19 protein-coding genes and 3 rRNA genes are annotated in these 26958 nt (G+C 59.3%); 7 read left to right on the top strand and 15 right to left on the bottom strand.

The window, feature by feature from the left end; genetic code table 11:
• Positions 1–84: 84 nt before the first annotated feature.
• Positions 85–1737 (bottom strand): fatty acid--CoA ligase, encoded by a 1653-nt coding sequence (locus ACWFVE_RS05835; protein ID WP_447528337.1) that lies wholly within the window; start codon positions 1735–1737, stop codon positions 85–87.
• A gap of 186 nt (positions 1738–1923) precedes the next feature.
• On the opposite strand from ACWFVE_RS05835, the gene ACWFVE_RS05830 reads away from it, so the two are divergent.
• Together ACWFVE_RS05830 and ACWFVE_RS05825 are read left to right on the top strand one after the other, a co-directional pair.
• Entirely contained in the window at positions 1924–2784 is an 861-nt protein-coding gene (locus ACWFVE_RS05830) for a TatD family hydrolase (protein ID WP_447528336.1), read from the top strand.
• 2 nt (positions 2785–2786) lie between these two features.
• Entirely contained in the window at positions 2787–3272 is a 486-nt protein-coding gene (locus tag ACWFVE_RS05825; RefSeq protein WP_447528335.1) for a hypothetical protein, read from the top strand.
• Here ACWFVE_RS05825 and ACWFVE_RS05820 read toward each other — a convergent pair.
• The gene (locus ACWFVE_RS05820; protein WP_447528334.1) at positions 3269–3829 is read right to left on the bottom strand and encodes an elongation factor P hydroxylase; all 561 of its coding nucleotides are present in this window, start codon (positions 3827–3829) and stop codon (positions 3269–3271) included. The genes ACWFVE_RS05825 and ACWFVE_RS05820 overlap by 4 nt on opposite strands.
• A 155-nt stretch (positions 3830–3984) precedes the next feature.
• Here ACWFVE_RS05820 and ACWFVE_RS05815 point away from each other — a divergent pair, with 155 nt between their 5' ends.
• The 3 genes from ACWFVE_RS05815 to ACWFVE_RS05805 all read left to right on the top strand — a co-directional run bounded on the left by ACWFVE_RS05815 (position 3985) and on the right by ACWFVE_RS05805 (position 7217).
• Complete coding sequence (locus ACWFVE_RS05815; protein ID WP_447528333.1) at positions 3985–5397, top strand: MATE family efflux transporter; 1413 nt, start codon at positions 3985–3987, stop codon at positions 5395–5397.
• 8 nt (positions 5398–5405) lie between these two features.
• On the top strand, positions 5406–6404 hold the full coding sequence (locus tag ACWFVE_RS05810) for a DUF3080 family protein (RefSeq protein WP_447528332.1): 999 nt from the start codon (positions 5406–5408) through the stop codon (positions 6402–6404).
• A gap of 108 nt (positions 6405–6512) precedes the next feature.
• Complete coding sequence (locus ACWFVE_RS05805) at positions 6513–7217, top strand: hypothetical protein (protein WP_447528331.1); 705 nt, start codon at positions 6513–6515, stop codon at positions 7215–7217.
• 30 nt (positions 7218–7247) lie between these two features.
• On the opposite strand, the gene tusA is transcribed toward ACWFVE_RS05805, so the two are convergent.
• Complete coding sequence (gene tusA, locus ACWFVE_RS05800; RefSeq protein WP_447528330.1) at positions 7248–7490, bottom strand: sulfurtransferase TusA; 243 nt, start codon at positions 7488–7490, stop codon at positions 7248–7250.
• Positions 7491–7517: 27 nt separating this feature from the next.
• Here tusA and ACWFVE_RS05795 point away from each other — a divergent pair, with 27 nt between their 5' ends.
• The gene (locus ACWFVE_RS05795; RefSeq protein WP_447528329.1) at positions 7518–7805 is read left to right on the top strand and encodes an antibiotic biosynthesis monooxygenase family protein; all 288 of its coding nucleotides are present in this window, start codon (positions 7518–7520) and stop codon (positions 7803–7805) included.
• A 21-nt stretch (positions 7806–7826) separates the two neighbouring features.
• Here ACWFVE_RS05795 and rlmM read toward each other — a convergent pair whose 3' ends face one another.
• From rlmM to ACWFVE_RS05760, 7 genes are all read right to left on the bottom strand, one after another.
• Positions 7827–8894: a 23S rRNA (cytidine(2498)-2'-O)-methyltransferase RlmM gene (gene rlmM, locus ACWFVE_RS05790; protein WP_447528328.1), complete on the bottom strand. Its 1068-nt coding sequence runs from the start codon at positions 8892–8894 to the stop codon at positions 7827–7829.
• Between the two features lie 336 nt (positions 8895–9230).
• Positions 9231–9346 (bottom strand): 5S ribosomal RNA (gene rrf, locus ACWFVE_RS05785).
• Positions 9347–9452: 106 nt separating this feature from the next.
• Positions 9453–12345 (bottom strand): 23S ribosomal RNA (locus ACWFVE_RS05780).
• Between the two features lie 290 nt (positions 12346–12635).
• Positions 12636–14169: ribosomal RNA gene (locus tag ACWFVE_RS05775) — 16S ribosomal RNA — on the bottom strand.
• The 16S, 23S and 5S rRNA genes sit together here, the layout of an rRNA operon.
• 569 nt (positions 14170–14738) lie before the next feature.
• Positions 14739–16547, bottom strand: coding sequence for an acyl-CoA dehydrogenase C-terminal domain-containing protein (locus tag ACWFVE_RS05770; protein ID WP_447528327.1), 1809 nt, complete (start codon positions 16545–16547; stop codon positions 14739–14741).
• A 254-nt stretch (positions 16548–16801) separates the two neighbouring features.
• Positions 16802–17569, bottom strand: coding sequence for an SDR family NAD(P)-dependent oxidoreductase (locus ACWFVE_RS05765; protein ID WP_447528326.1), 768 nt, complete (start codon positions 17567–17569; stop codon positions 16802–16804).
• A 1-nt stretch (position 17570) separates the two neighbouring features.
• A complete protein-coding gene (locus ACWFVE_RS05760) occupies positions 17571–19259 on the bottom strand; it encodes an AMP-binding protein (protein WP_447528325.1) in 1689 nt (562 codons plus the stop codon).
• Between the two features lie 287 nt (positions 19260–19546).
• Here ACWFVE_RS05760 and ACWFVE_RS05755 point away from each other — a divergent pair, with 287 nt between their 5' ends.
• On the top strand, positions 19547–20734 hold the full coding sequence (locus tag ACWFVE_RS05755) for an acetyl-CoA C-acyltransferase (protein ID WP_447528324.1): 1188 nt from the start codon (positions 19547–19549) through the stop codon (positions 20732–20734).
• A 73-nt stretch (positions 20735–20807) separates the two neighbouring features.
• On the opposite strand, the gene pstB is transcribed toward ACWFVE_RS05755, so the two are convergent.
• The 5 genes from pstB to ACWFVE_RS05730 form a co-directional block, all read right to left on the bottom strand.
• Entirely contained in the window at positions 20808–21653 is an 846-nt protein-coding gene (pstB, locus tag ACWFVE_RS05750; RefSeq protein WP_447528323.1) for a phosphate ABC transporter ATP-binding protein PstB, read from the bottom strand.
• Complete coding sequence (gene pstA / locus ACWFVE_RS05745) at positions 21654–23012, bottom strand: phosphate ABC transporter permease PstA (RefSeq protein WP_447528322.1); 1359 nt, start codon at positions 23010–23012, stop codon at positions 21654–21656.
• A gap of 6 nt (positions 23013–23018) precedes the next feature.
• Positions 23019–24398, bottom strand: a complete 1380-nt coding sequence (pstC, locus tag ACWFVE_RS05740; RefSeq protein WP_447528321.1) for a phosphate ABC transporter permease subunit PstC — start codon at positions 24396–24398, stop codon at positions 23019–23021.
• 101 nt (positions 24399–24499) lie between these two features.
• Positions 24500–25516 carry a substrate-binding domain-containing protein gene (locus ACWFVE_RS05735; RefSeq protein WP_447528320.1) on the bottom strand — a complete coding sequence of 339 codons (1017 nt, stop codon included), beginning with the start codon at positions 25514–25516 and terminating at the stop codon, positions 24500–24502.
• 146 nt (positions 25517–25662) lie between these two features.
• Positions 25663–26856 carry a multidrug effflux MFS transporter gene (locus tag ACWFVE_RS05730; RefSeq protein ID WP_447528319.1) on the bottom strand — a complete coding sequence of 398 codons (1194 nt, stop codon included), beginning with the start codon at positions 26854–26856 and terminating at the stop codon, positions 25663–25665.
• Between the last annotated feature and the right edge of the window lie 102 nt (positions 26857–26958).

The raw sequence follows: 26958 nt of genomic DNA, 5'->3' as shown, positions 1-26958 counted from the left end.
ATCCTCCATCGTCGTGTGGCGCACAGTGTAACGCATGGCCCTGGCGAACGGGGAAATCGAATCACCGCGTGTTAAAAGCGCCCTTTAGAGCGCGCTGCGAATACGCTTTTTGTCCAGCTTGCCGACGCTTGTCTTGGGAATTTCGTCGACGACATGCACCTCTTCCGGTATGGCCCAGCGGTTGAGCTTGCCCTGCTCGACCAGCGGCGTTAAAAAGGCCTTGAGCGAGGCAGGCGTTGGCGGGTTATCGACATCCCGCGGCACGATCCAGGCCGCGGGGCGCTCGCCCCACTTGTCATCGTTCACCCCGATGACCGCCACTTCCGCGACCTCCGGGCTCTGGCTGATATGGTTTTCAAGATCCAGCGATGACAGCCACTCGCCGCCGGTCTTGATGACATCCTTGATACGGTCGCTAATCGACAGAAATCCGGCTTCGTCCAGCGAGCCAACGTCGCCGGTGTAAAGCCAGCCATCCCGCCAGAGCGCTTCGCTGCGCTCTTCTTCCTTGTAGTAGCTTTGCGTCAACCAGGGCGCCTTGACCCGCACTTCGCCCACGCTTTTGCCATCCTGAGCGAGCGGGTTGCCGTCGGTGTCCACCACCTGAATGCTTACGAAGGGCGTGGGCAGGCCCGCCTTGCAGCGCCAGGGCAGTTGGGTTTCGAATGAGGCCCGTTCGACGTGACGCGGCAGAACGTCGACGGTCAATAGCGGGCAGGTTTCCGACATGCCGTAGGCGCTTCGCGTATCGATACCCAAATCCCAGGCCCGGGCGGCCAGGCTCTGGGTCAAGGCGCTGCCGCCGACCAGTACTTTCCAGCCGCTTAGATCCACCTTTTGTGAGGCGACATCCTCGGCGCTGACGATCATATTGAGAAGCGTCGGCACGCAGTGGGAGAAATCGACCTTCTCTTCCAACAATAGCCGGACCAACATCTCGGGCTCGTAGCGACCCGGGTAGACCTGGGTGGCGCCCAATAGGGTCGCGGTATAGGGGACGCCCCAGGCGTGAACGTGGAACATCGGTGTAATCGGCATGTACACCTTGTCCCGGCTGAGAAGCTCGACCCCCGAGGCTTGAAACAGGCTGGCCTCGTTCAGGGTGTGCAGTACCAGCTGGCGATGGGTAAAAAAGACGCCCTTGGGATTGCCCGTCGTTCCGGTGGTGTAAAAGAGCGTGGCTACGGCGTTTTCATCGAAATCCGGAAAATCGTAGTGACTCGGTTTTTCGGCGATCAATGCTTCGAACTCGCCGGCGAGGCTCAACGTGGTCTTCATCTCGCGCGGCGTCTCCTGGCAGAGCACGTAGCCGCGCACCTTCTCGAGCTTTTCGGCCAGCGGCTCCAGCAGGGGCACGAAGTCTTCGTGAACAATGACGAAGACATCCTCGGCGTGCTCCATGGTATAGCGAATCTGCTCCGGCGCCAGGCGAATATTCACGGTATGCAGTACCGCGCCGATCATGGGAATGGCGAAAAAGCACTCCAGGTAGCGGTGACTGTCCCAGTCCAGCACCGCCACCACGTCGCCCGCCTCGACGCCCTGGGCCTTGAGCATGTGAGCCAGTTGATGAACGCGCTCACTAAAGCGGCAGTAGTCGTGACGCCCCTGATCGCGGTAGACGATCTGGTTGTCCCCGGCCATGCGTACCCCGGCTTCGAGAAGCGACTTGATCAGTAGCGAAGGAGTGCTGGCCGAGGGAGTCGACGGAAGGATTTTAGGCGTGATCGTGGTCATCGGCGCGTTCCATTATAGGGTATTGTCAAACGTCGGATTGTCGACACTAGTGTCGATGGCCGCCGATGTTGACGCAATGCATCTCGCCCTCCCCTTTGGTATTAGCCGCCTTCGCCGTTAAAACGTTACAATGCACGATTGCCCGCCTTTTGATTAGATCACCCCATGAGCAAAGAGGAGTCTGGTTTGACAGCCACCAATGCGGAGTCGTTATTACCCGAGGCGCTCGAGTTTCGCCCTCGCGAGGCGCTGGTGGATATCGGAGCCAACCTCACCCACGAAAGCTTCGAGCGCGACCTGGAGGCGGTGATCAGCCGCGCCCGCGCCGCCAACGTGACCACCCTGATCGTCACCGGCACCGATGTGGCCCACGCCGAGCAGGCGATTGCCCTGGCCGAGCGCTTTCCCGGCCTTTATGCCACCGCCGGTGTCCACCCTCACGATGCCAGCCGCTGGAATCAGGACATTGCTCGGCAAATGGCGGCGCTGCACAAAGAGCGCGCCGTCGTCGCGGTCGGTGAGTGTGGGCTGGATTTCAACCGTAATTTCTCCACGCCCCAGGCCCAGGAGAAGGCGTTCGAGGCCCAACTGGGCCTCGCTGCGGAAAGCGGCCTGCCGCTATTTCTTCATGAGCGTGACGCCGGCCCGCGGATGCGCGAGATCCTCAAGGCCTGGCGCGACGATATCAGCCAAGCGGTGATCCACTGCTTTACCGGCGAGGCGGCAACGCTTTACGGCTACCTGGATCTCGACCTGCACATCGGCCTGACCGGCTGGATCTGCGACGAGCGCCGCGGCCATCACCTTCGAGCGCTGGTGAAAGATATTCCGCTCAACCGGCTGATGATCGAGACCGACTGCCCGTACCTTTTACCGCGCAACCTGCCGGCCAAGCTTAAAGGTCGCCGCCACGAGCCCGCGCTGCTGCCCTGGATCGCCAAAGAGATCGCCCACTGGCATAGCGTCGACGAAGACACCCTCGCTCTCGAAACCACCCGTACCGCCCAGCGCTTTTTCAACCTCGATAGCGCCCCGAAGGAGACGTAAAAGTGGCTGATTTGCCTGGATTTATCGCCATCGAAACCGGCGAAGAAGATGGTCTACCGCTGGCCATTGCCTGGTCGCTAAAAGATGGGCGCATCAAGCAGACGCTGATTCAGCCCGACGACAGTTGGATCGACGAAGATTCCAACGTCTCCGGCGCTTACAGCATCGAAGAACTCGAAAGCCTGGGCGTCAGCCCGCTGGACGTTATCCGCGAGCTCGAGACCGACCACTTCTCGGCCACGCTCTACACAAGCGACAACGGCGAGGACGAGGCCGCACTTGCCCGGCTTTTCGACACCTATGGGCTTGACCCCTTTGTCGAGCTCGCCCCGGCGCATGTGCTCTACGACCGGCTGACCAACGGCGAGTGGCATCGCCTGCGCACCGACACCTTTAGTGACCGGGGCCTTGAGCCGATGCGCGCCGAGCATGAAGTCGAGGTGATGCTCGCCATGCATCAGCGCTTGAACGAGCGCGACGAAGACTAACCGAGCGCCTCGATGCCCGCTTCGACGGCGCAGGGGACCGACGCGCCGTATTGGTAAAAGCGCGTAAGGGCATGGCGAAAAGCGTTGGCGCGCTTGGGCAGGCCCACCTCTTCATAGCGCGCAGCGCGGGCCAACACCTTTGCCTGGAACGCTTGACGGTCGACTTCCGCCTCGCCGCCCAGGTTATCGACGCTTACGTTGAAGGTTCGCCCACAGGCCCGGGTAAGCAGATACTCCAGCGCCTGGGGAGCGATTTCGGCCTTTTCGAAGGCCGCTTGCTGATCGGTGTCGCGCCCGTCGGGTAGGTACCAATAGCCGTAGTCCTCTAGCTGGCGGCGTTTCTCACCGGCGATACACCAGTGACTGATTTCGTGCAGGGCGCTGGCGAAAAAGCCATGGGCAAAAATGATCTGGTGATACGGTGTGGTGGCACTTGCCGGTAGGTACAGTGGCTCATCACCGCCCTTGATCAGCCGGGTGTGGTAGGTGGATGCGAACACGCCATCGAACAGCGCCGTCATATCCGCAAGCGTCCAACGCTCAAGAGTCTTTGTCACTATCGCTTCGCTTTCATGGTTAAAAGAGGCAGGTAAACGTAATATTGGCGCCACCGCAGCCGGTGTTTTAAACGCCTTATTCAGGCGCAAATTTCAGCGGAATTTGCTACGCTAGCGCCCTTTCATGACCCCCCTCACACTAGAGGAGCCTTACCGTGGGCGCCGCCTTGTATCGTATCAAATCCACCTATTGGCCTGAAACACGCTTGCTGATCGTGCTGGCCCTGCCCATCGTGGGCGCGCAGCTTGCCCAAGCCGCTATTGGCGTCGTCGATACCATGATGACCGGGCGCTTCAGCGCCACCTCGCTTGCCGCCGTCTCGGTCGGCTCGAGCCTCTGGACCCCGCTGATGCTCTTCATGACCGGCACGCTAATGGGGCTGACACCGATCGTCGCACACCTGCTGGGCGGCCAGCGCGACGCCGACATTCCCAAGGCAGTGCACCAGGCACTCTGGGTCGCACTGGCGCTGGGAGTAGTGGCAGCGTTTTTGCTGCGCACCATCACCCTGCCCATTTTCGAGCGTATGGACGTGCCCACGGATGTCGCCCTCGAGTCCAGCCGCTATTTAGGGGCAGTGGCCTTCGGCATGCCGGGCATCGCCCTGTTTCAGGCGCTTAGGGCCTTCTCGGACGGCATGAACCATACTCGCCCGGCGCTCTGGATCAGCCTGGTGGGGCTTGCGATCAATGTGCCCAGCAACTACGTGCTGATCTATGGTGGCGAGGGCCTGGTGAGTATGTTCGGGCCTTGGCTCCCTGGGCCCATTAGTGGGCTGCCTGCGCTGGGTGCGTTAGGCTGCGGTATCGCCACGGCCCTTTCCATGTGGTGTATGGCGCTGACCATGGCCTACTACACGACGCGCAGTCGTAGCTATCAAAACGTTTCACTTTGGCAGCGTATCTACCCCCCTGGTTGGCCGGGAATTCGCGAGCTGATCGTGGTCGGCATGCCGATCGGCGTGGCCATTTTCGTCGAAGTGACGCTTTTCACGCTGATTGCTCTGTTTATCGCAAGCCTGGGCGAGGTTACCGTCGGCGCGCACCAAATCGCGCTAAGCTATACGTCGCTGCTGTTCATGCTACCGCTATCGCTGAGCATGGCGCTCACCGTGCGCGTGGGCAATACGTTGGGCCAGGCGCGGCCGGACCATGCCCGCCACGTCGCCTGGAACGGCATTGCGATCAGCGTGATCATCGCCGCCATGAACAGCGCTTTTTTGTGGGTCACCGCCAAACCGGTCATCGCGCTTTACACGTCCAACCCCGAGATCCAGGCGCTGACGCTGACCATCGTATCGCTGGCGGTCATATTTCAGCTATCGGATTCGCTGCAGGTGAACCTGGCGGGGGCGCTACGCGGCTACAAGGATACCCGTATCGTCATGGTCATTACCGTGCTCTCTTACTGGATCGTGGGGCTGGGCGGGGGCCACTGGCTGGGCACCCATGGACTTTTTGCGCTTACCGAACCGCTCGGCGTTCACGGCTACTGGATCGGCCTGATCGCTGGACTCAGCACCGCCGCCCTGCTGCTAGGCTGGCGCTTGAAATGGATCAGTCGCTAAGGGGGAGTATGAAGCGCACTCTAGTGGCCTTGGCAACGGGGCTCTTGACGAGCTTTCTGGCCGGCTGTGGCAGCGCCGACGACCCGGCCTGGGTGGATTACCAACGCACGCTTGCAAGCACCCTCGACGCTGAACCCATCGAGCGCCGGGATCCGGATAACATTGGCGCGTTCGTGGCCCAGCGCGAGCGGCTGATCGATATTATTGATGTGCGCGAAAGCATGCTCAACGTCTATGCGCTGCGCGAGTGCGATATCACCTCCCTTGTCGCGGCGCGCAACAATCAATTGGGCCGCGTCGCGCCGCCCAGTCAGCACTGGCTTTACGAGCGTGAGCTTTGGCAGCGCCTCGAGCGCTGCACCAGTAACGGGGTCACCGATTCGCTCAGCGAGGCCGACCGGGCCCGTCTGGCAACGCTGACCGAGCTCAAGACTGCCCAGCTCCCCGCCGTCGGCTGGAATGCGCTTTTCGATTCCGAGGAGTGGGAGAAAAGCTTCTCCCGCGCGAGCCAGCCATTAGAGCTTCGCGCGCTGCCGGATATGACCCAAGCGTTCGAGGCGCTTGGCTATCTCACGACGATGGTGGAGAACACTTATAGCCTCGAGTGGCAAGCCGACTCCGCCACCCTCGAGAACCATCTAAAAACGCTGCAAGAGCGCCCGCTGACCGCCGAGGTGCTTCGCACGCTGCAGCTGGGTAGCCAGCGGCTGACCGAGGCCAACCGCTTGCTGGCCGAAAACGTCGGGAATGATCACTGCCTGCCCCACTGGGATCAGGCTTGGCTGGATCGGGCCGCAAAGGCCAGCCAGCGCTGGCTTGGCGCAGTCAACACTCTCATCGACGCGCACGATGTAACGCCGCCCCAAGCCGTCGCCGCGTATCAGCGACGCTGGCTCTCGCTCGAAAGCCCCGACGCCCCCTGGCCACGGTTTCAAATCGCCCGGCTGGAGCATCTGGCCCTGCGCAGCGTTTACCCCATCTGCTCCTCTGAGTCAGCCGTTGACTAAAAATCGGCTGAGCCCTCTTAAATTAACGCCCAACCTGTGCTATTGGTTTAGTTACGCGGTAGGCAATGCCTATCAACGTCGTGACCACGCAGCACCAGGAGGGATACTATGGGTACACCCCATTCAACCCACTCTGCCCAGGTCATCGACCTGGAAACCGCGCGCCAACGCCATCAGGCGCGCAAGTGCGTGATCCGTCTCGCCCCGGAGCTTGACGGTCTCGAAATGGTTTACCAGCTCGCTGCGAGTCCCGACACCTATTACGGCCTGCCTATTCTGGCCTGGGGGCTGCGCGACGACGGCAACGTTGTAGGCCTTGTCCCGTGGATGGACACGCTAAGCGCTTGTAACGAGCTCAATAGCCAGGAAAACGGCCACTTTGTCGGCTATCGCGATCCGGAAACCGAAGAGATTTTCGACACGCCGCCGGAGCACAAACATACCGAGCTTACCGCGGCGGCGGAGTACTTCGAGTATGAAGCCTCCAAAGAAGTGGCGCTGATCCAGCAAATCCCCGACACCCTCGGCACTCATGCCCTGTGCATGAACCACCCCGACGCCCCCTGGCACATGAAACCAGTGCACGGCTGGCGTCTATATAGTAATGGAGGCGTAGAGGCGCTGCTTGCCGATGAGGAACAGGCGCAAATGACGCCGATCATCCTGGGCGACAAATGCCTTTACGACGCCCACACCCGTCATCAAACCGTCTACTTCTTTCAGCGCCATATCGCCAACCGTATTCTTGAAGAGGACCCGGCCACCCTCGAGGCACTGGCAATGATGGTCGTACCCGGCGACGAGCCCTGCTAAAGGGCGTTCACATCCTTGGCGCCTGGCTACTCAAGCCAGGCGAATAAAGTAGCGATACTCGCCTTCATGCTCTTGGCAAGTTAGCAGCTCGTGGCCCAAAAACTGGCAAAACTTGGGAACATCCCGGGTAGTCGCGGGATCCGTGGCAATCACCTCAAGGGTTTGTCCCGAGTCCATATCCCTTACCTTGTTATGCATAAGCATAATGGGCTCGGGGCAATAGAGGCCTGTAGTATCCAGGGTAGCGTCAAACGCTGGCGTGGTATCGGTCATTTCTGGTCTCGGCAAGGAAGTAGGCACATGGTTAAAGTTATCATCGAACGACGCATCATGCCCGGCCTGGAGGAGGAGTACGAGCAGGCCGCCCGCCAAGCGATGCGCGTCTCGCTCGGCGTACGTGGCTTCGTCGGTGGCGAAACCCTCGTTAAAATCGGCCAACCGGACCGCCGTTTGATGATTACCAAATGGCGAGATCTTCGCGCCTGGAACGAGTGGCATCAAAGCGAAGCGCGGGCAGACGCCATGGCGCGTATTTTACCGCTTCTTACCGAGGATGAAACCGTGCAGATTTTCGAGTCGGTTTCCTGATATCAGCCCGGCTCAAAGGTGTCAGGATAAAAGCCTTACGTGTACGGTGACTTCTTCCCGGTCGTGATAAAGGTGGCGACAGCGAATCTGCGCGCGTACGCCGGCTTTTGCAAGCGACTCCTCCAGCCTGCTCAAACAGCGTACCACTTCATCCCAGCGCTTTTTCATGGGTAGCTTTAAGTTGAAGATCGCCTCGCGGCACCACTTCTGCGTCAGCCAGCGCTCGACCATGGTCAACACGCGAACCGGCTTGTCGACGATATCGCACACCAGCCAGTCCAGCCGCCTCTCCGGCGCCCAGATAAAGCCATCCTCTTTTAAGTGGTCGACCTGGCCGCTTTGCATCAACGCCTTGTCCATCGGGCCGTTGTCGATCGCGTATACGTACATGCCCCGCTGCACTAGCTGCCAAGTCCAACCGCCTGGAGCCGCGCCCAGGTCGGCGGCCTGCATGTGCTCGGCCAGGCGCTCATCCCACTCATCCCGGGGTATGAACTCGTGCCAAGCCTCTTCGAGCTTGAGTGTCGAGCGGCTCGGCGCCCGCGACGGAGAGCGCAACCTTCTAATACCGTTTTTGAGCTCGCTACGATTGCCTGGAAAGCTGATACCGAGCTGCACCCGGCCACCGTCGGTCCAGAAAATATGCAGTCGCCGGCCACCGGCCTTACGCCGCAGCGCGCCGCGTTTTTTCAAAAGACTTTCCAGCGGCTTGGTCAGCGCTTTGATCAGTCCGGCCAGCCCCTTGCCGTCATTGGTATCCGGCGTTTCGTGCCAGATCTCCTCGAAACTCCAGCGGCTTAGCTTGACCTGCTCGAGGATCGGGGTAAGCCGGTCGTCTTTTGAAAGCGTCAGCGGTGGCAACGCGGCCAGGCTTTGGCGCGCGAAAATGAGCTTTTCAAAGTGAGCCTCACGATGCAGCGCATTGACCGGCTCTTCGTCAATACGTGTCAGACTCACCCACCCCTCCCCAAGCGTCGGCGTACAGGCGGCGCCACTCTGAGCGGCGTGATACTGCAACTCCGCCAGCGCGTCGGGCTCAAAGCCTGGGCGGCAGTACACCAGCCACGTTGCGGGTGCTATTTCACTCACGGTTACTCCATTTAAAGGTCGCGTCATCGTGCGCGCATCATATCATTTATCGCCCCAAACGGCGCCCGTGCCAGCGCGAGCGCTGAACTCGATCAATCAAGGCATTCATGGGAGGGGCGTGCCGGGGCGGATGTTGGGCACGGTGGCGGACTCACCTTGGAGCGGAGGCTCCGAGGCCTTGTTGTGCCCTGTTTTTTGCAGGAGCAGGCTTCAGCCCGCGATGCGGCGCAACGCGCTGCCGGGATGGACGGCAGGCCCCGTGCGCGCCGTTTGGCTTTTCCTGCGCACATAAAAAAAGCCCCGAACACAGAGTGCTCGGGGCTTTTTCGAATAGGTGCCTGACGATAACCTACTCTCGCATGGGGAGACCCCACACTACCATCGGCGCGTTGCGGTTTCACTTCCGAGTTCGGCAAGGGATCGGGTGGTTCACGCAAGCCATGGTCGTCAGGCGTAACTTTCAATGTATATCGGCTGACTGTCTTGTGATCGTCTCAATGTATCCGGTGCTCTTTCGAGCGTCGTTGTCACTGCAGGACCAGACCCCTTGGGTGTTATAGGGTCAAGCCTCACGGGCCATTAGTACACGTTAGCTCAACGCCTTGCAGCGCGTCCACACCGTGCCTATCAACCAGCTGGTCTCGCTGGGCCCTTCAGGAGGCTCAAGGCCTCGGGGATGTCTCATCTTGAAGGGGGCTTCCCGCTTAGATGCTTTCAGCGGTTATCCCGTCCGCACATAGCTACCCGGCAATGCCACTGGCGTGACAACCGGAACACCAGAGGTGCGTCCACTCCGGTCCTCTCGTACTAGGAGCAGCCCTTCTCAAACATCCAACGCCCACGGCAGATAGGGACCGAACTGTCTCACGACGTTCTAAACCCAGCTCGCGTACCACTTTAAATGGCGAACAGCCATACCCTTGGGACCGACTTCAGCCCCAGGATGTGATGAGCCGACATCGAGGTGCCAAACACCGCCGTCGATGTGAACTCTTGGGCGGTATCAGCCTGTTATCCCCGGAGTACCTTTTATCCGTTGAGCGATGGCCCTTCCATACAGAACCACCGGATCACTAGAACCTGCTTTCGCACCTGCTCGACGTGTCTGTCTCGCAGTCAAGCACCCTTATGCTCTTGCACTCATTGCACGATGTCCGACCGTGCTGAGGGTACCTTCGTGCTCCTCCGTTACTCTTTGGGAGGAGACCGCCCCAGTCAAACTACCCACCACACACTGTCCTCGATCCGGATAACGGACCCGAGTGAGAACACCAATGATGCCAGGCTGGTATTTCAAGGTTGGCTCCCTCCGAACTGGCGTCCGGAGTTCAAAGCCTCCCAGCTATCCTACACAGGCAACATCAGTATCCAGTGTGAAGCTATAGTAAAGGTTCACGGGGTCTTTCCGTCTAGCCGCGGGTACACCGCATCTTCACGGCGATTTCAATTTCACTGAGTCTCGGGTGGAGACAGCGTGGCCATCATTACGCCATTCGTGCAGGTCGGAACTTACCCGACAAGGAATTTCGCTACCTTAGGACCGTTATAGTTACGGCCGCCGTTTACCGGGGCTTCGATCAAGAGCTTCGCCCAGAGGGCTAACACCATCACTTAACCTTCCGGCACCGGGCAGGCGTCACACCCTATACGTCCGCTTGCGCGTTAGCAGAGTGCTGTGTTTTTACTAAACAGTTGCAGCCACCTGGTATCTTCGACCGGTTCGGGCTGAAGGAGCAAGTCCTCTCACCCTAATCCGGCGTGCCTTCTCCCGAAGTTACGGCACCATTTTGCCTAGTTCCTTCACCCGAGTTCTCTCAAGCGCCTTGGGATTCTCACCCTGACCACCTGTGTCGGTTTGGGGTACGGTCGCATGTCATCTGAAGCTTAGAGGCTTTTCCTGGAAGCGTGGCATCAGTGACTTCCGGATCGTAATCCGTTCGTCTCGCGTCTCGGCTTTAAAGGGTCCCGGATTTACCTGAGACCCAGGCCTACTCGCTTTCACCAGGACAACCAACGCCTGGCTCACCTAGCCTTCTTCGTCCCCCCATCGCAATGACATCCGGTACGGGAATATTGACCCGTTTCCCATCGACTACGCCTTTCGGCCTCGCCTTAGGGGCCGACTCACTCTGCTCTGATTAGCATCGAACAGAAAACCTTGGTCTTCCGGCGGGGGAGTTTTTCACTCCCCTTATCGTTACTCATGTCAGCATTCGCACTCGTGATACCTCCAGCAGACCTCTCGATCCACCTTCATCGGCTTACACGACGCTCCTCTACCGCTCATCCCTAAGGATGAACCCGTAGCTTCGGTACCTGGTTTGAGCCCCGTTACATCTTCCGCGCAGGCCGACTCGACTAGTGAGCTATTACGCTTTCTTTAAAGGATGGCTGCTTCTAAGCCAACCTCCTAGCTGTCTGAGCCTTCCCACATCGTTTCCCACTTAACCAGGATTTGGGGACCTTAGCTGACGGTCCGGGTTGTTGCCCTTTTCACGACGGACGTTAGCACCCGCCGTGTGTCTCCCACGCTGCACTCACCGGTATTCGGAGTTTGCCTCGGGTTGGTAAGCCGGGATGGCCCCCTAGCCGAAACAGTGCTCTACCCCCGGTGGTGATACGTGAGGCGCTACCTAAATAGCTTTCGAGGAGAACCAGCTATCTCCGGGCTTGATTAGCCTTTCACTCCGATCCACAAGTCATCCAAATCTTTTTCAACAGATCCTGGTTCGGGCCTCCAGTTGATGTTACTCAACCTTCACCCTGCTCATGGATAGATCGCCCGGTTTCGGGTCTATATCCAGCGACTGGTCGCCCAGTTAAGACTCGCTTTCGCTACGCCTCCCCTATCGGTTAAGCTCGCCACTGAATATAAGTCGCTGACCCATTATACAAAAGGTACGCAGTCACCCAACAAGTGGGCTCCTACTGCTTGTACGCACACGGTTTCAGGATCTATTTCACTCCCCTCGCCGGGGTTCTTTTCGCCTTTCCCTCACGGTACTGGTTCACTATCGGTCAGTCAGGAGTATTTAGCCTTGGAGGATGGTCCCCCCGTCTTCAATCAGGGTTTCTCGTGCCCCGACCTACTCGATTTCACATGATCAGACTTTCGACTACGGGGCTATCACCCGCTACGGCCGGACTTCCCAATCCGTTCGTCTAGTCATTCACATGCTTAAGGGCTGGTCCCCGTTCGCTCGCCGCTACTGGGGGAATCTCGGTTGATTTCTTTTCCTCGGGGTACTTAGATGTTTCAGTTCCCCCGGTTCGCCTCGTATCCCTATGTATTCAGGATACGATACTGACCTTGTGGTCAGTGGGTTTCCCCATTCAGAGATGTCCGGGTCACAGGTTGTTTGCCACCTCACCGAACCTTATCGCAGGCTACAACGTCTTTCATCGCCTCTGACTGCCTAGGCATCCACCGTGTGCGCTTCATTGCTTGACCCTATAACCCGAAGGAGTCTGGATCCCGCAATGACAACGATTGCCGGATACGCTTGAAACGTATCACAAAACAATTGCGTATCGAGATCACGCTATAAACACAGCCACCCTAAAGGCACTTGTCTTCATATCGTCATTCGATACTGTCAGCATGATATACATTGTTAAAGAGCGACTGCTATAAGCAGTGATAAGACATCGCCGAAGGCGATAAGCTTATCACTGCTCATTTAACAGCTACTTGATCAGGTAATTCATTGTGAGCGCTTGCCGGGAGAGTGACGCATCGTTTAAGGAGGTGATCCAGCCGCAGGTTCCCCTACGGCTACCTTGTTACGACTTCACCCCAGTCATGAACCACACCGTGGTGATCGCCCTCCAAAGTTAGGCTAACCACTTCTGGTGCAGTCCACTCCCATGGTGTGACGGGCGGTGTGTACAAGGCCCGGGAACGTATTCACCGTGGCATTCTGATCCACGATTACTAGCGATTCCGACTTCACGGAGTCGAGTTGCAGACTCCGATCCGGACTGAGACCGGCTTTCTGGGATTCGCTTACTCTCGCGAGTTCGCAGCCCTTTGTACCGGCCATTGTAGCACGTGTGTAGCCCTACCCGTAAGGGCCATGATGACTTGACGTCGTCCCCACCTTCCTCCGGTTTGTCACCGGCAGTCTCCCTAGAGTTCCCACCATTACGTGCTGGCAAATAGGGACAAGGGTTGCGCTCGTTACGGGACTTAACCCAACATTTCACAACACGAGCTGACGACAGCCATGCAGCACCTGTCTCTGCGTTTCCGAAGACACCCCGGGATCTCTCCCGGGTTCGCAGGATGTCAAGGGTAGGTAAGGTTCTTCGCGTTGCATCGAATTAAACCACATGCTCCACCGCTTGTGCGGGCCCCCGTCAATTCATTTGAGTTTTAACCTTGCGGCCGTACTCCCCAGGCGGTCGACTTATCGCGTTAACTTCGCCACAAAGTGCACAAGGCACCCAACGGCTGGTCGACATCGTTTACGGCGTGGACTACCAGGGTATCTAATCCTGTTTGCTACCCACGCTTTCGCACCTCAGTGTCAGTGTCAGTCCAGAAGGCCGCCTTCGCCACTGGTATTCCTCCCGATCTCTACGCATTTCACCGCTACACCGGGAATTCCACCTTCCTCTCCTGCACTCTAGCGTGACAGTTCCGGATGCCGTTCCCAGGTTGAGCCCGGGGCTTTCACAACCGGCTTGTCATGCCACCTACGCGCGCTTTACGCCCAGTAATTCCGATTAACGCTTGCACCCTCCGTATTACCGCGGCTGCTGGCACGGAGTTAGCCGGTGCTTCTTCTGCGAGTGATGTCTTTCCTGGCGGGTATTAACCGCCAGGCGTTCTTCCTCGCTGAAAGTGCTTTACAACCCGAAAGCCTTCTTCACACACGCGGCATGGCTGGATCAGGCTTGCGCCCATTGTCCAATATTCCCCACTGCTGCCTCCCGTAGGAGTTCGGGCCGTGTCTCAGTCCCGATGTGGCTGATCATCCTCTCAGACCAGCTACGGATCGTTGCCTTGGTGAGCCGTTACCTCACCAACCAGCTAATCCGACATAGGCTCATCCGATAGCGGGAGCCAGAGGCCCCCTTTCTCCCGTAGGACGTATGCGGTATTAGCCTGGGTTTCCCCAGGTTATCCCCCACTACCGGGTAGATTCCTATGCATTACTCACCCGTCCGCCGCTCGTCAGCGTCCAGCAAGCTGGACCTGTTACCGCTCGACTTGCATGTGTTAAGCCTGCCGCCAGCGTTCAATCTGAGCCATGATCAAACTCTTCAGTTTAAAATCATTGTGATTCTTGCCTGTCGCTCGAAAGCAACAGAGGCGAATCAATCCTGGCTCAAGGTTCAAACGAATTTGAAGAATTCGAAAACTCTTCTTGTGCGCTTGCCTTGATATAAGGTGACTTGTCACCCTCATCGGCAAACGCCCACATGAATTACCTGATCAAATTGTTAAAGAGCGGTTTCGCTTCGACTAATACTTGACTCGATGACCTGAGCCGGCTGCCGTAGCGAGGAAGGCGCATTCTACGCTCATCCTTGAATTTGTCAACCGCCGATTTTGGCGAGTGAAGCGAGCGAACAAAAAACCGCTAACCTCCTGACAAACCGAGAGTTTTCACTCTCATCCACCGCTGGCAACGCCTTGCGTCCCCGGCAGCGGATGCGTACTTTACGGATTCGAAGGCTTGAACGCAAGCGCTTTTTACAAAAGACTTGGCGATCCTGACAAACGATTATAAGAGAGGGTAAGCGTAAGAAACGAAAAGGCCGAAACGATTACTCGTTCCGGCCCAGTATGATCAAAGCAAACAGATGAAACTCCCGCGCTCGAACCGATTCGCTGGATTAGATCTCAAAGCCCAAACCAAAATCTTCGCTCGAGATGGCCATCAGACTAGAAGCGCCAGACTGGATAGCCTGAGCGTGGGCGCGGGTGCGCGGCAAAAGGCGCTGATAGTAAAAATGTGCGGTGTTGATCTTGGCCTGATAGAAAGCCTTGTCGTCTCCCTCGAGGTGGGGGGTCGCGCTCTTCACCGCCCGGGCGAAGAGATAGGCGAGTGCGACATAGCCCGAGTACATTAAATAATCCACGCTGGCGGCGCCTACCTCTTCGCGGTCCTGCATCGCCTTCATGCCTACGCCCATGGTGAGCTCTCCCCACTCGGCGTTGAGTTTGGCAAGCGGCTCGATAAAGGCACCGAGCACGGGGTTATCGGCCTCGGTCTTACAGAACTTGTGGATTTCTTTAGTAAACACCTTCAGCGACTCGCCCTGACTCATCAACACCTTGCGACCCAAAAGGTCCAGCGCCTGGATACCGGTGGTGCCTTCATAGAGGCGCGTGATCCGCGCATCGCGCACCAGTTGCTCCATCCCCCACTCTTTGATGAAGCCGTGGCCACCATAAATCTGCACGCCTTCGTTGGTGCTCTCAAAACCGACCTCGGTCAAAAACGCTTTAACGATGGGGGTCAAAAGACCCAGCAACGTATCGGCGCGCTCGCGCTCTTCACCGGGTTTGCCGTGTTCGACGGTATCCAGTAACTGAGCAGCGTAGAGCACCAGCATCCGCCCGCCTTCGGCGAACGCCTTTTGGGTCAACAGCATACGGCGCACGTCCGGGTGCACGATAATCGGGTCGGCGGGTTTCTCCGGCGCTTGCTTGCCGGAAAGCCCGCGCATTTGCAGGCGGTCGCGAGCGTAGGTCAGCGAATTTTGAAAGCTCGCCTCGATCAGCCCGAGCCCCTGGATACCCACGCCCAAGCGCGCGGCGTTCATCATGGTGAACATGCACGCTAGGCCCTTGTTGGGCGGCCCGACCAGATAGCCGGTGGCGCCGTCGAAGTTCATGACGCAGGTAGCGTTGCCGTGGATGCCCATCTTGTGTTCGAGGGAGCCACATACCACGCCGTTGCGCTCGCCGGGGTTGCCGTCGGCGTCGGGCATGAACTTGGGCACGACGAACAGCGAAATACCTTTCGAGCCTTCCGGGGCGTCCGGAAGCTTTGCCAGCACCAGGTGAACGATGTTTTCGGCCAGGTCATGCTCGCCGGCAGAGATAAAGATCTTGGTGCCCGTAATGGTATAGGCGTTGTCTTCAGTGGGCACGGCGCGGGTCTTGATAAGGCCAAGATCGGTGCCGCAGTGGGATTCGGTCAGGCACATGGTGCCGGTCCAAACACCTTCCACCAGTTTGGTGAGGTAGGTCGCCTTTTGCTCATCGGTGCCGTGGTGGCGCAGCGCGTCGGCGGCGCCGTGGGAAAGCCCCGGATACATGCCCCAGGCCAGGTTGCTGGCACAGATCATTTCCGACAGCGCCATCGCAATCGACTGCGGAAGCCCTTGGCCGCCATGCTCGGGTTCGGCGGCAAGGCTTGGCCAGCCACCCTCGACGTAGTGCTGATACGCCTCCTTGAAACCCTTGGGCGCTTTGACATCGCCGTTATCGAGGCGCTGGCAGCCTTCGCTGTCGCCACTTTGATTGAGCGGCAGCAATACCTCGCGCGCGAAACGCCCGCCCTCTTCGAGAATGGCGCTCACCACATCCGGCGAGGCGTCGTCGCCTTTGCCGATCGCGGCGTAGTGGGCAGGGTAATCGAGCATTTCGTCCATCACGAAACGCAAATCACGCAGGGGCGCTTGATAACTAGGCATTGCAGGTCTCCTCAACCGGGACTGAAAGCCCGCTCACAAGCACGGCTTTCAAACAGTCGTTTGAAATTAGCGCGGCCATGCGAGCGAGTCAAGCACAGCTTGAACCAGGCGCTGGCAGCAAGGCTATTCTTTAGTCGAAGAGAGGGTCAAAGCGGGCAAGATAGCCCAGGGTGGGGCACGCAAAAAGCCCGCGGTGGGATATCCGCGGACAGCGAGCGAGAGGCATCGGCGCACCCGGACCCGTAACGCGTTGCTCACTGCATACGAATCCCCCCATCCAGACGAATCACCTCGCCGTTAAGCATCGGGTTGGTAATGATCTGCTCGGCCAGCAGGGCAAACTCAGCGGCCCGGCCCAACCGCTTGGGAAACGGTACGGTGGCCACCAATGCGTCGTGAGCCTGGGTGGGGATCTCGCTCATCATCGGCGTCTCGAAGACCCCCGGGGCGATGGCCATGACGCGAATGGCGTGGCGCGATAGCTCTCGGGCGGCGGGCAGGCTCATGCCGACCACACCGGCCTTGGAGGCGCTATAGGCACACTGCCCCACCTGGCCATCGAAGGCGGCAACGGAGGCGGTATTGATGATGACGCCGCGCTCGCCGCTCTCAAAGGGGGCGTTTTTTGCCATGGCCGCGGCGGCCAAGCGCATGACGTTAAAGGTGCCAATCAGGTTGATCTGAACGGTTTTGGCGTAGGCGTCGAGATCCGCCGGAACGCCCTCCCGGTCCACCAGTTTGGCCACGCTAACCACCCCCGCGCAGTGAACGACCCCGGCCAGGCCTGGCTCACCGCCCATGGCAACGGCGGCTTCCATGACCTCGCCCATTTGCTCGCTCGAGGTGATGTCGGCCGTCATGGCGCTGGCACACTCACCCAGAGCTTTGGCCTGATCGAAAACACGCTCGCTCACATCGCAAAGCACCACCCGGGCGCCAAGGCCTGCCAGCCGCTCGGCCGTCGCCGCACCCAGCCCTGAGGCGGCCCCGGTAATTAAAAACGTGCGCTCTTTTATCTCCACATCAGTGTCCTTTATTCATGTTGTTTGAATCACCGGGCGCCGGGGTGGGCGCCTCGGCGCGCAGTTTGAAGCGCTGAATTTTACCGCTGGGCGTTTTGGGCAACTCGTCGACAAAAGCGATTTCGCGCGGAAAGGCGTGGGTCGAGAGCCGTTCGCGTACCAGGCCTTTAATTTCCTCGGCCAAGGCATCGCTTGGCTCGAAGCCTTCGCGCAGCACCACGAACGCCTTGATGATCTCGCCGCGGATTTCATCGAACTTGCCCACTGCCGCGCACTCGGCCACGCCCGGGTGAATCATCACGCTGTTCTCGACATCGGTGGGCCCCACCCGATAGCCCGCGGTGGTAATGATGTCGTCATCGCGGCCGGCGAACTGGAAGGTGCCGTCTTCGTTTCGAACCACCACGTCGCCAGTCAGGTAGTAGCCGTTAACGAACGGATCCTTTTCCTGCCAGGTGTAGCCTGAAAAGAAATGTACCGGTGAGTTCGCGATGTCCACCGCGAGCACGCCGGGTTCACCCGCAGGCAGCTCGTTGTACTCGGCATCGAGAATGGCCAGGCGGTAGCCCGGCAGCGGCACGCCCATCCCGCCCACGTATTTGGGATGATCGAGCGCGTGGTGGCAGTTACAGGTCATGCCGGTTTCGGTCTGGCCGTAGTGGTCCATCACCGCGCAGCCGAGGGATTTTTCCACCCAGTTGACGACCTCGATATTGAGCGGCTCCCCGGCGGAGCTTGCCGCGCGTAGACCGAGCGTTTGGTGAGCATCGTCGAAAATCCCGGAGGCTTTCATGAGCCGGTAGGCGGTCGGCGCGGCGGCAAAATTATTGATCTCGTGACGCTTCATGAACGCAAGTGCGCCTTCGGCGCTAAACCCGGCTTCGCAAAAGTGCGTGGTGGCGCCCAACAGCAGCGGCCCGGTGATCGCATAGTAAAGACCATAGGCCCAGCCCGGGTCGGCCATGTTCCAGAACCGGTCCTCGCGCTTGAGATCGACGGCAAGCTCCATATAGATGGCGAATGCCGTCATTGCCTTGAGCGGTATCGCCACACCCTTGGGCTTGCCGACGGTGCCCGAGGTAAACATCTGCAAAAACGGCGCGCTCGGGTCGAGGCGCGGCGGCTCGCTCGTTATCGGCGTATGCGCGAGCGCGGCCTGCCAGCCGAAATCACTGGCGTGCCGGTCGCTCGGCCCGCCGAGGGCCAGCACCGGCGGACAGTGACGACCCCCTTCAAATTTGTGCCGATTGGCGTGATCGGTAATCACCAGCCTTGAATCGGCACGCGTCAGCCGGTAATCCACCGCGTCCGACCCGAAGGCGGTAAAAAGCGGCTGATACACCGCGCCGATGCGCCAGGTCGCCAACACCGCCACCAGCAGTGCCGCCGAGCGCGGCAGCATACAAGCGATACGATCCCCCACTTGAAACCCTTGCTCGTTCAGCCAGCCGGCAAGACGCGCACTTTGCGCGTCGAGCTCGCGGTAGGTGAGCGTATGAATCTCTGCGTGAGTATCTTCGTGTACCAGAGCAAGCGACTCGCCTCGGCCGTCGCGCAGGTGGCGCGCGCAGCACACGTCAAAAGCGTTGAGCTTACCGTCCTGGTGGGTGTCCAGGCGTGCGGCCGTATCATCTGGCGAAAAGCCCTCGAGATAACCGGCGTAGGTAGGGAACGAGGAAGAAACCGTCATGATGGCTCTCTTTTGTTATTGGCATGAGCATTTTGGGCAGACCCGCACCTGTACGGCGAGCACAGGTTGACGTTAACGGAAACCTGCCTAGAACCAACGCTAAGAGTATTTGCCGACCGGTGCAAGCGGACTAGCGTCTAAATCGCTACGACGTTGGTCGGGTGGGCAATGAAACCGGGGCTTCCGTGCACGTCAACTTGTTGCGGCACGTGTTAGCATTCATTACATTCATGCTAGTCATGCAAGCGCTGATCCAATAACCACAACGAGATCACCAGGAGTTGTTCATGAGTAGCGCCACCGACGTTGTCTTTTTATCCGCCACCCGGACGCCCATGGGCGCCATGTCCGGCAGCCTTGCGAGCATGAGTGCCCCGGCGCTTGCCGCCGTCGCCATTCGCGCGGCCATCGAGCGCGCCGGGCTCAGCCCGGATACCATCGAGGAAGGCATTCTTGGCTGCGTGCTCCCCGCCGGGGTCAAACAGGGCCCTGCCCGCCAGGCGATGCGCCAGGCAGGCATTCCCGATTCGATAGGCGCCACCACCATCAACAAGCTTTGCGGCTCGGGGATGAAGGCGGCAATGTTCTCCCATGATCTCATCAAGGCGGGCACCGCAGGGGTGATGCTGGCCGGCGGGATGGAATCGATGTCCAACGCCCCGCACCTACTCACCAAAGCGCGCAGCGGCTACCGGCTGGGCCACGGCGAGCTCAAGGACCACATGTTTTACGATGGTCTTGAGGATGCAGAAACAGGGAAGCTAATGGGCGTATTCGCCCAAGAGGTCGCCTCTGAGCGCGGCTACACCCGCGAGCGAATGGACGACTTCGCGATCGCCTCGCTGGAGCGGGCAATGAAGGCTAATGAGGACGGCTCGCTTAGCGCCGAAATGGCGCCGGTGGCAGTCACCACCCGCCAGGGCGAAAGCATGGTCGATCAGGACGAGCAGCCCTTCCAGGCCAACCTTGAGAAGATCAGAACGCTGCGCCCCGCTTTTACCAAGGACGGCACCATCACCGCGGCGAACGCCAGTTCCATTTCTGACGGTGCCTCGGCGCTGATCATGTCGAGCCAGCAAGCGGCCTCAAGGCTCGGCGTCACGCCACTGGCCCGCATGCTCGGCCACGCCACCCACTCGCGCCACCCGAGTGAATTCACCATCGCCCCGGTCGGCGCCATCGAAAAACTGATGAAAAAGGTCGGCTGGGGTGTCGGTGACGTGGATCTTTTCGAGATCAACGAAGCCTTTGCGGTGGTCACGCTGATGGCGATCGACGATTTGGGGCTGGATCACGGTAAGGTCAATATCTTCGGCGGCGCCTGCGCCCAGGGCCACCCGGTGGGCTCGACGGGCTCACGTATCATCGCCACACTGATTCACGCCCTGCGCACCACTGGCGGCAAGCGCGGTGTGGCGAGCCTGTGCATCGGCGGTGGCGAAGCCACGGCGGTGGCCATCGAGCTGATCGACTGATCACGCTAGAAGTAAAAAGGCCCGCGCTGTAACAGCGCGGGCCTTTTTTTGCACTAGAGTCGTCTCAGTGATACTAGCCAAAGCGCCCAGTGATGTAATCGTGGGTGCGCTGATCCTGAGGATTGGTGAAGATGTTATCAGTGGTGTCGACCTCGGCCAGATCGCCCATGTGGAAGAACGCGGTGCGATCGGCCACGCGGGCGGCCTGCTGCATGTTGTGGGTTACCATCACGATGGTGTAGCTCTCGCTGAGCTCGTCGATGAGCTGCTCCACCTTGGCGGTCGCAATCGGGTCCAACGCCGAGCAGGGTTCGTCCATCAAAATGACGTCCGGGCTCACCGCGATGGTGCGCGCGATACACAGCCGCTGCGACTGACCGCCGGAAAGTCCGGTGCCGGGCTGGTCCAGCCGGTCCTTTACCTCGTCCCAAAGGCCTGCGCGGCGCAGGCTTGTCTCGACGATATCATCGAGCTCCGCCTTACGCTTGGCTAGACCGTGCAGGCGAGGCCCATAGGCCACGTTCTCGTAGATCGACTTGGGGAACGGATTGGGCTTTTGAAAAACGATCCCGACCTGGGCACGCAGCAGCACCACGTCACGCTCCGGGGCGTAGATATCCTTGTCGTCCAACGTGATTTTGCCCTCGACCCGGCAAATATCGATGGTGTCGTTCATGCGGTTCAGACAGCGTAGAAACGTCGATTTGCCGCAGCCCGAGGGCCCGATGAACGCCAGCACCTCGTTTTCATGGATATCCAGGTCGATGCCATTGATCGCTTGGGAGTCGCCGTAAAAGACATTGACGCCCTCTGCCTTGAACTTCACCTTGTCCGTGGCCTTGCTGACGCGGTTTTCGCCGTTACCTACGCTGACATTGCTGATAGGGGCTTGCTTTGGGGAGTGCGTAGAAGTATCCACTTACCACCTCGTCTCTAATTTTTTACGCAGCCAGATGGCCAGCCCGTTCAAGCTAAGCATCAGGCCCAATAACACAATAATGGCAGCCGAGGTCCGCGCTTCAAAGAAGTTGCGCAGCTCATTGCCCTGCCATAGATAAATCTGCACCGGCAGCGCGGTGGACTGATCCATGGGCGAGCCTGGCACGTTGGCCACGAACGCATTCATCCCGATCAGTAGAAGCGGCGCGGTTTCACCCAGCGCTTGGGCCACCCCAAGAATGGAGCCGGTCAAAATACCCGGCAGCGCCAGCGGCAACACGTGGTGAAATACCGTCTGTACCCGGGACGCCCCGATACCGAGTGCCGCTTGGCGAATCGAGGGCGGAATCGAGCGCAGCGACGAGCGCGTAGTGATGATGATCGTCGGCAGCGTCATCAGCGTAAGCACCAGCCCCCCCACCAGCGGTGCCGACAGCGGCAGACGCAGGTAGCCGATAAAGATGGAGGCGCCCAGAAGACCGAATACGATGGAAGGGACCGCCGCGAGGTTGTTGATATTGATCTCGATGAGATCGGTCAGGCGATTCTTGGGCGCAAACTCTTCCAGGTAGATCGCACTCGACACGCCGATCGGCACCGACAGGGCCATGACCACCAGCATCATGAACAGCGACCCCATGAAGGCGCCCGCTAGCCCCGCCGAGGCCAGAGAGCTTCGCGAGTCGGTGTTCATGAACAGCGCGGTGCTAAAGGACTGGCGCAGAACGTCCTGCTCCTGCAGTTGGTCAATCCATGACCTGCTCTGAGGCGATAGCTGGAGTCGCGCATCCGGCAGATCACGATCGATGTTTCCCTTCATCCAGACGTCCGCGTCGGCGCTGGCGAGCATTTTAAGCGTCATCGTCTCCCCCAGAAGCGAAGGATCTTCGATGAACCGGTTACGCAGCGCGTAGCGCTCTCCAGAGGCGACCAGCGCGCGCAGATCGCGCAGCTGGCTCGACTCGACCTCTTCACCTAGCGCCTGCTCCAGCGAGGCATCGATCAACGACTGCCAGTTGATAAGCCCCGCCTGAGTCATCCACTGGGTCGTACGCTCCTCGAACTCGAAAAGCGTCTCATCGCTTTGGCGCTCGGGCTGAGGGGGAAGATCGATCACGTCGGGATCGAAATAGATCTCGGTATAAAGCGTTGCCTGCCAAAAAGCGGGGATACCCTTGGTCAAAATACTGGCGAACAGGATGGTGACCAGCGTAAGGCCCGCCAATACCGCCGCCAGCCCCATGCGCCGAAACCCGTTTTCCTTACGGTGGCGTTTCGAAAGCGACTTCTCAATCGTCTCAAGCCGATGCTGTCGGCGCTGTTCAATCGATATAGACATGGTCACTTACTCGTATTGCTGGCGATATTTGCGCACCACGACCAGTGCGATGACGTTCAAGCCCAGTGTGATCACAAAAAGCGTCAAGCCGAGCGCAAAGGCGACCAGCGATTGCGGGCTGGCAAAATCCATATCACCGGTCAGCTGATTGACGATCGTCACGGTAATGGTCGACACCGCCTCGAACGGGTTGGCGTGTAGCACCGGATTGTTACCCGCTGCCAGCACCACGATCATGGTTTCACCGATCGCCCGGCTAGCCGCCAGCAAAAACGCCCCGACGATGCCAGGTAGAGCCGCGGGCAACACCACCTGACGAATGGTTTCCGACTTGGTCGCGCCAAGGCCCAGCGCGCCATCGCGCAGCGACTTGGGCACCTGGGTGATGATGTCGTCGGAAAGTGACGAGACGAACGGGATGATCATGATGCCCATGGCGATACCCGCGGTCATGGCGCTGGTGGTGCGAATATTGATCCCTACGAAATCGCCGAGCATCGAAAGAAACGGGCCGATAACGGTCAGCGCGAAAAAGCCGTACACGATCGTGGGAATACCCGCCAAAATCTCGATGACCGGCTTGGCGATGCTTCTGAGCCAGGGCGAGGCGTACTCGGCCATATAAATCGCGGTCATCAGGCCGACGGGGATGGCCACCAACAGTGCGATGGCGCTGACCATGAGCGTGCCCCAAAGAAGCGGTAACAGGCCGAACTCGCCCTGCCCGCTCGAGCCCGCGGTGCTAAAACGCGGGTTCCAGACGGTGCCAAAAAAGAAGTCCGCCGGGTGAATGAAACTGAAAAAGCGCAGCGCCTCACCCAGCATCGAAAGCACGATGCCGATGGTGGTACAAATGGCGACGGCCGAGCTCGCGGCCAGGGCAATGGTAATGACGCGCTCGACCTGGTTACGGGCCCGCCAGGTCGGCGAAATGCGCCGGCGCGCGACGATCAGCCCCACCACGGCGAGTACCGCCATGACGGCGATCAGCGCAATGTTCTCGATCGTTTCGAGCCGCGACATATGGGCCGCTGCGGCTACCTCTTCGGGGCTTCCCCCGCCGGATACACCGCGGCCTTCGGCAAGCGCGGTGATACGGCGCATCAATGTCTGCTGCTCCCTATCGCTCAAGGAAGCCACTAAATCCGTTGGCAGCTGCTGGGTCACCAGCATATCGATCAATTGGGGTGCGAAAAACGACCACAATAGAAAAATGACCAGTGCGGGAAGACCGCACCAGAGCGCGACCAGCGTGCCGTAATACCCCGGGCGTGAGTGCAGTCGCACATCGTGGCTGGACGCCACCGCGCGGCTGCGCGTCAATCCCAGGTGATATGCCAAGGCCATCAGCATGAGAAGCGTGGCGATCAAGGCAAAATTGCTCATTATGTCTTCGCCTTTTACTTTCTACGTTTAAACGCCGGCATCAACCTGGTTGATGCCGGCGCGATCTGTTACTTAATTCACCAATGTAATCAGGCGCAGGATTACTCGGCGCTTACCACGGTACGCGACTCGAACTGCTCGAGCGCTTCAGCACGCTCGTCTTCGTCCATCGGGATCAGGCCAGCATCTTCCAGCGGGCTTCCGTAGCCAGAGGTCATATCGTTGAGGAAGAACTCGGTGTATTCGGCCAGGCCCGGGATAACGTCCAGGTGCTCGCCTTTCACGTAGAAGAACAGCGGACGCGATACCGGGTACTCGCCGGAACCGATGGTTTCCAGGCTCGGCTCTACGCCGTCCATGGTGGCGACTTGCAAGCGGTCGCGGTTCTGGTCGTAGAAGCTCAGACCGAAGACGCCCACGGCGTTCTCCTGGGCATCGAGACGAGTTAGGGTTTCGGTGTAGTCGCCGGCGATTTCGACGATACGGCCGTCGCCGCGCAGGTTGTTACAAGCGTCTTCTTCCACTTCGGCAACGGTTTCGCAGCCGGCGTGAAGTACGCGCTCTTCGAACACTTCGCGGGTGCCGTGGTTGGAGGCCGGAATGACCAGAGTGATTTCCTGATCTGGCAGGCTATCGTCGATCTCGGACCAGTTGGTGTAGGGGTTGTCGACCAACTCGCCGTCCTGGGAAACCTGCGCGGCGGCGGCCTTGAAGACGAACTCCGGCGTCAGCTCGAACTCGTTTTGATCAAGGCGTGAAGCGAATACGATACCGTCGTAGCCGAATTTCACTTCAAGAATTTCGTTAACGCCGTTTTCGCCACAGCTTTCGACTTCGCTCGAGCGAATCGGACGCGAGGCGTTGGCGATATCGATGGTGTTTTCACCCACGCCTTGGCAGAACTGACGCAGGCCGCCGCTCGAGCCACCCGAGCCCACAACCGGCGTTTCGAACTGGGAATAAGTGTTGCCAAACTCTTCGGCGACGATACTGGCGAACGGCAGTACGGTCGAAGAGCCCGCAATTTGAATGGTATCGCGGGCCAGGGCGGCGGTAGATACGCCGGCGCCCAGAGCGGCTACTACGGCAACACTTAGCGTCTTCTTGGTTACATTCATCGTCGCGTTCCCCTTGGGTGTGAAATCCAGCGTAAGGCTGGAAGCAGTGGCCTTAAGGCCTTCAACACCGAGGAGTCTGCCGCGCTTTGGTTGCAGTTATATGACAGCAGCACGCGAACGGGTAATTTTTTGCGCCACCTTAACGCTCAATCGAGGCCACTTTTAACCGGCTTAGGCGTCAGCACCCGCACGCCCACGTTGCCCATCAGCGCCACCGAGAGCATGGTCAGCACCATGGGCCATAAATGCTCGACCTCGAAAAGCCCCACCATGATGCCGGCAAGCGCCCCGCAGCTGAACTGAATACCGCCCAAAAGCGCGGTGGCGGTAGCACTAATGTGGCCGAAATGATCCAGAAGCGATGAGATCGCATTCGGCGTAATCAGCCCGATCATACCGGTGAACATCATGATCAGGGGCACCACCACGAAAAGCGAGGCCTGGCCCAAAGCGGTAGCCAGCACGAGCCCGGAGGCCGCGACGAGCTGCACGGCCAGCCCCAAACGCAGGTTCTGCTGAGGCGTGCGGTAACGCAAAAGGTAAATATTGACCCGATTGGAGAGCGCGATCACCACCACGTTCACCCCGAACACCAAAGGATAGATACCCGGCGACAGTGAGAAATACTCCAGATAAAGAAACGGCGAGGCGGTAACGAACGCAAAAAGCCCGGCAAACGAAGCGGCGACGGCGCAGATGTAGCCCATGCCCTCGCGGTGGCGTAAAACGCTTGCGTAGTTGCCGAGCACCTGGCGCGGCGAAGCGGCGGGCAGCGACATATCCCGGGTTTCAGGCAGTTTGGTGCCCAAAAGCCAAAGCAAAAACCCGGCGTAGACCGCCAGAAACACGAAGATCAGCCACCAGCCCGCGACGTGCAAAAGCAGGCTGCCCACCGCGGGGGCCACCAACGGGGCGAGCATCATGATCATCGCCATGGTCGACATCACCTTCGCCGCCTCCCGCCCGCTAAAGCAGTCACGCACGATGGCCGCGGAGTTGACCACGCAGGCCCCACCCCCCAGTGCCTGAATAAAGCGCCAGGTCAGCAGTGAAGCCAGGCTATCCACGGTGGTGATCATAAGACTTGCCAGCATGAACACGACCAGGCCGCCCAGCAGTACCGGCTTGCGCCCTACCCGGTCGGAAAGCGGTCCAAAGCAGAGCTGGCCGATGGCAAACCCCATCAAAAACACGCTGATGGAGAGCTCGGTGCGGTGAATACTGGCCCCGATGTCGTCGGCCAGCATACCGATAGCGGGCAGATACGCATCGATGGCAAAAGGGGCCAGCGCGGTATTGGCGGCGACCAGTAGCGCCACTCGACGGGAAGTGAGTTGCATGATTGTCTCTTTTATCGAATCGATTGCGGTGTCGTTCAGGGCCGGTAAGCGACCATTGAGCCCGACCATGATACAGCACCGCTGCCTTTTAAGAGGTGAAAG

It is taken from the genome of Vreelandella mediterranea, from assembly GCF_970647075.1.
The sequence above is the reverse complement of the archived record's forward strand: the minus strand, read 5'-3'. Positions and strand labels throughout refer to the sequence as shown.

Coding starts and splice junctions, on each gene's coding strand:
- pstC (WP_447528321.1), bottom strand. CDS start 24,398: ATGAGCAATTTTGCCTTGATCGCCACGCTTCTCATGCTGATGGCCTTG.
- ACWFVE_RS05835 (WP_447528337.1), bottom strand. CDS start 1,737: ATGACCACGATCACGCCTAAAATCCTTCCGTCGACTCCCTCGGCCAGC.
- ACWFVE_RS05730 (WP_447528319.1), bottom strand. CDS start 26,856: ATGCAACTCACTTCCCGTCGAGTGGCGCTACTGGTCGCCGCCAATACC.
- tusA (WP_447528330.1), bottom strand. CDS start 7,490: ATGACCGATACCACGCCAGCGTTTGACGCTACCCTGGATACTACAGGC.
- ACWFVE_RS05760 (WP_447528325.1), bottom strand. CDS start 19,259: ATGACGGTTTCTTCCTCGTTCCCTACCTACGCCGGTTATCTCGAGGGC.
- ACWFVE_RS05735 (WP_447528320.1), bottom strand. CDS start 25,516: ATGAATGTAACCAAGAAGACGCTAAGTGTTGCCGTAGTAGCCGCTCTG.
- pstA (WP_447528322.1), bottom strand. CDS start 23,012: ATGTCTATATCGATTGAACAGCGCCGACAGCATCGGCTTGAGACGATT.
- ACWFVE_RS05805 (WP_447528331.1), top strand. CDS start 6,513: ATGGGTACACCCCATTCAACCCACTCTGCCCAGGTCATCGACCTGGAA.
- ACWFVE_RS05770 (WP_447528327.1), bottom strand. CDS start 16,547: ATGCCTAGTTATCAAGCGCCCCTGCGTGATTTGCGTTTCGTGATGGAC.
- ACWFVE_RS05755 (WP_447528324.1), top strand. CDS start 19,547: ATGAGTAGCGCCACCGACGTTGTCTTTTTATCCGCCACCCGGACGCCC.
- ACWFVE_RS05795 (WP_447528329.1), top strand. CDS start 7,518: ATGGTTAAAGTTATCATCGAACGACGCATCATGCCCGGCCTGGAGGAG.
- ACWFVE_RS05810 (WP_447528332.1), top strand. CDS start 5,406: ATGAAGCGCACTCTAGTGGCCTTGGCAACGGGGCTCTTGACGAGCTTT.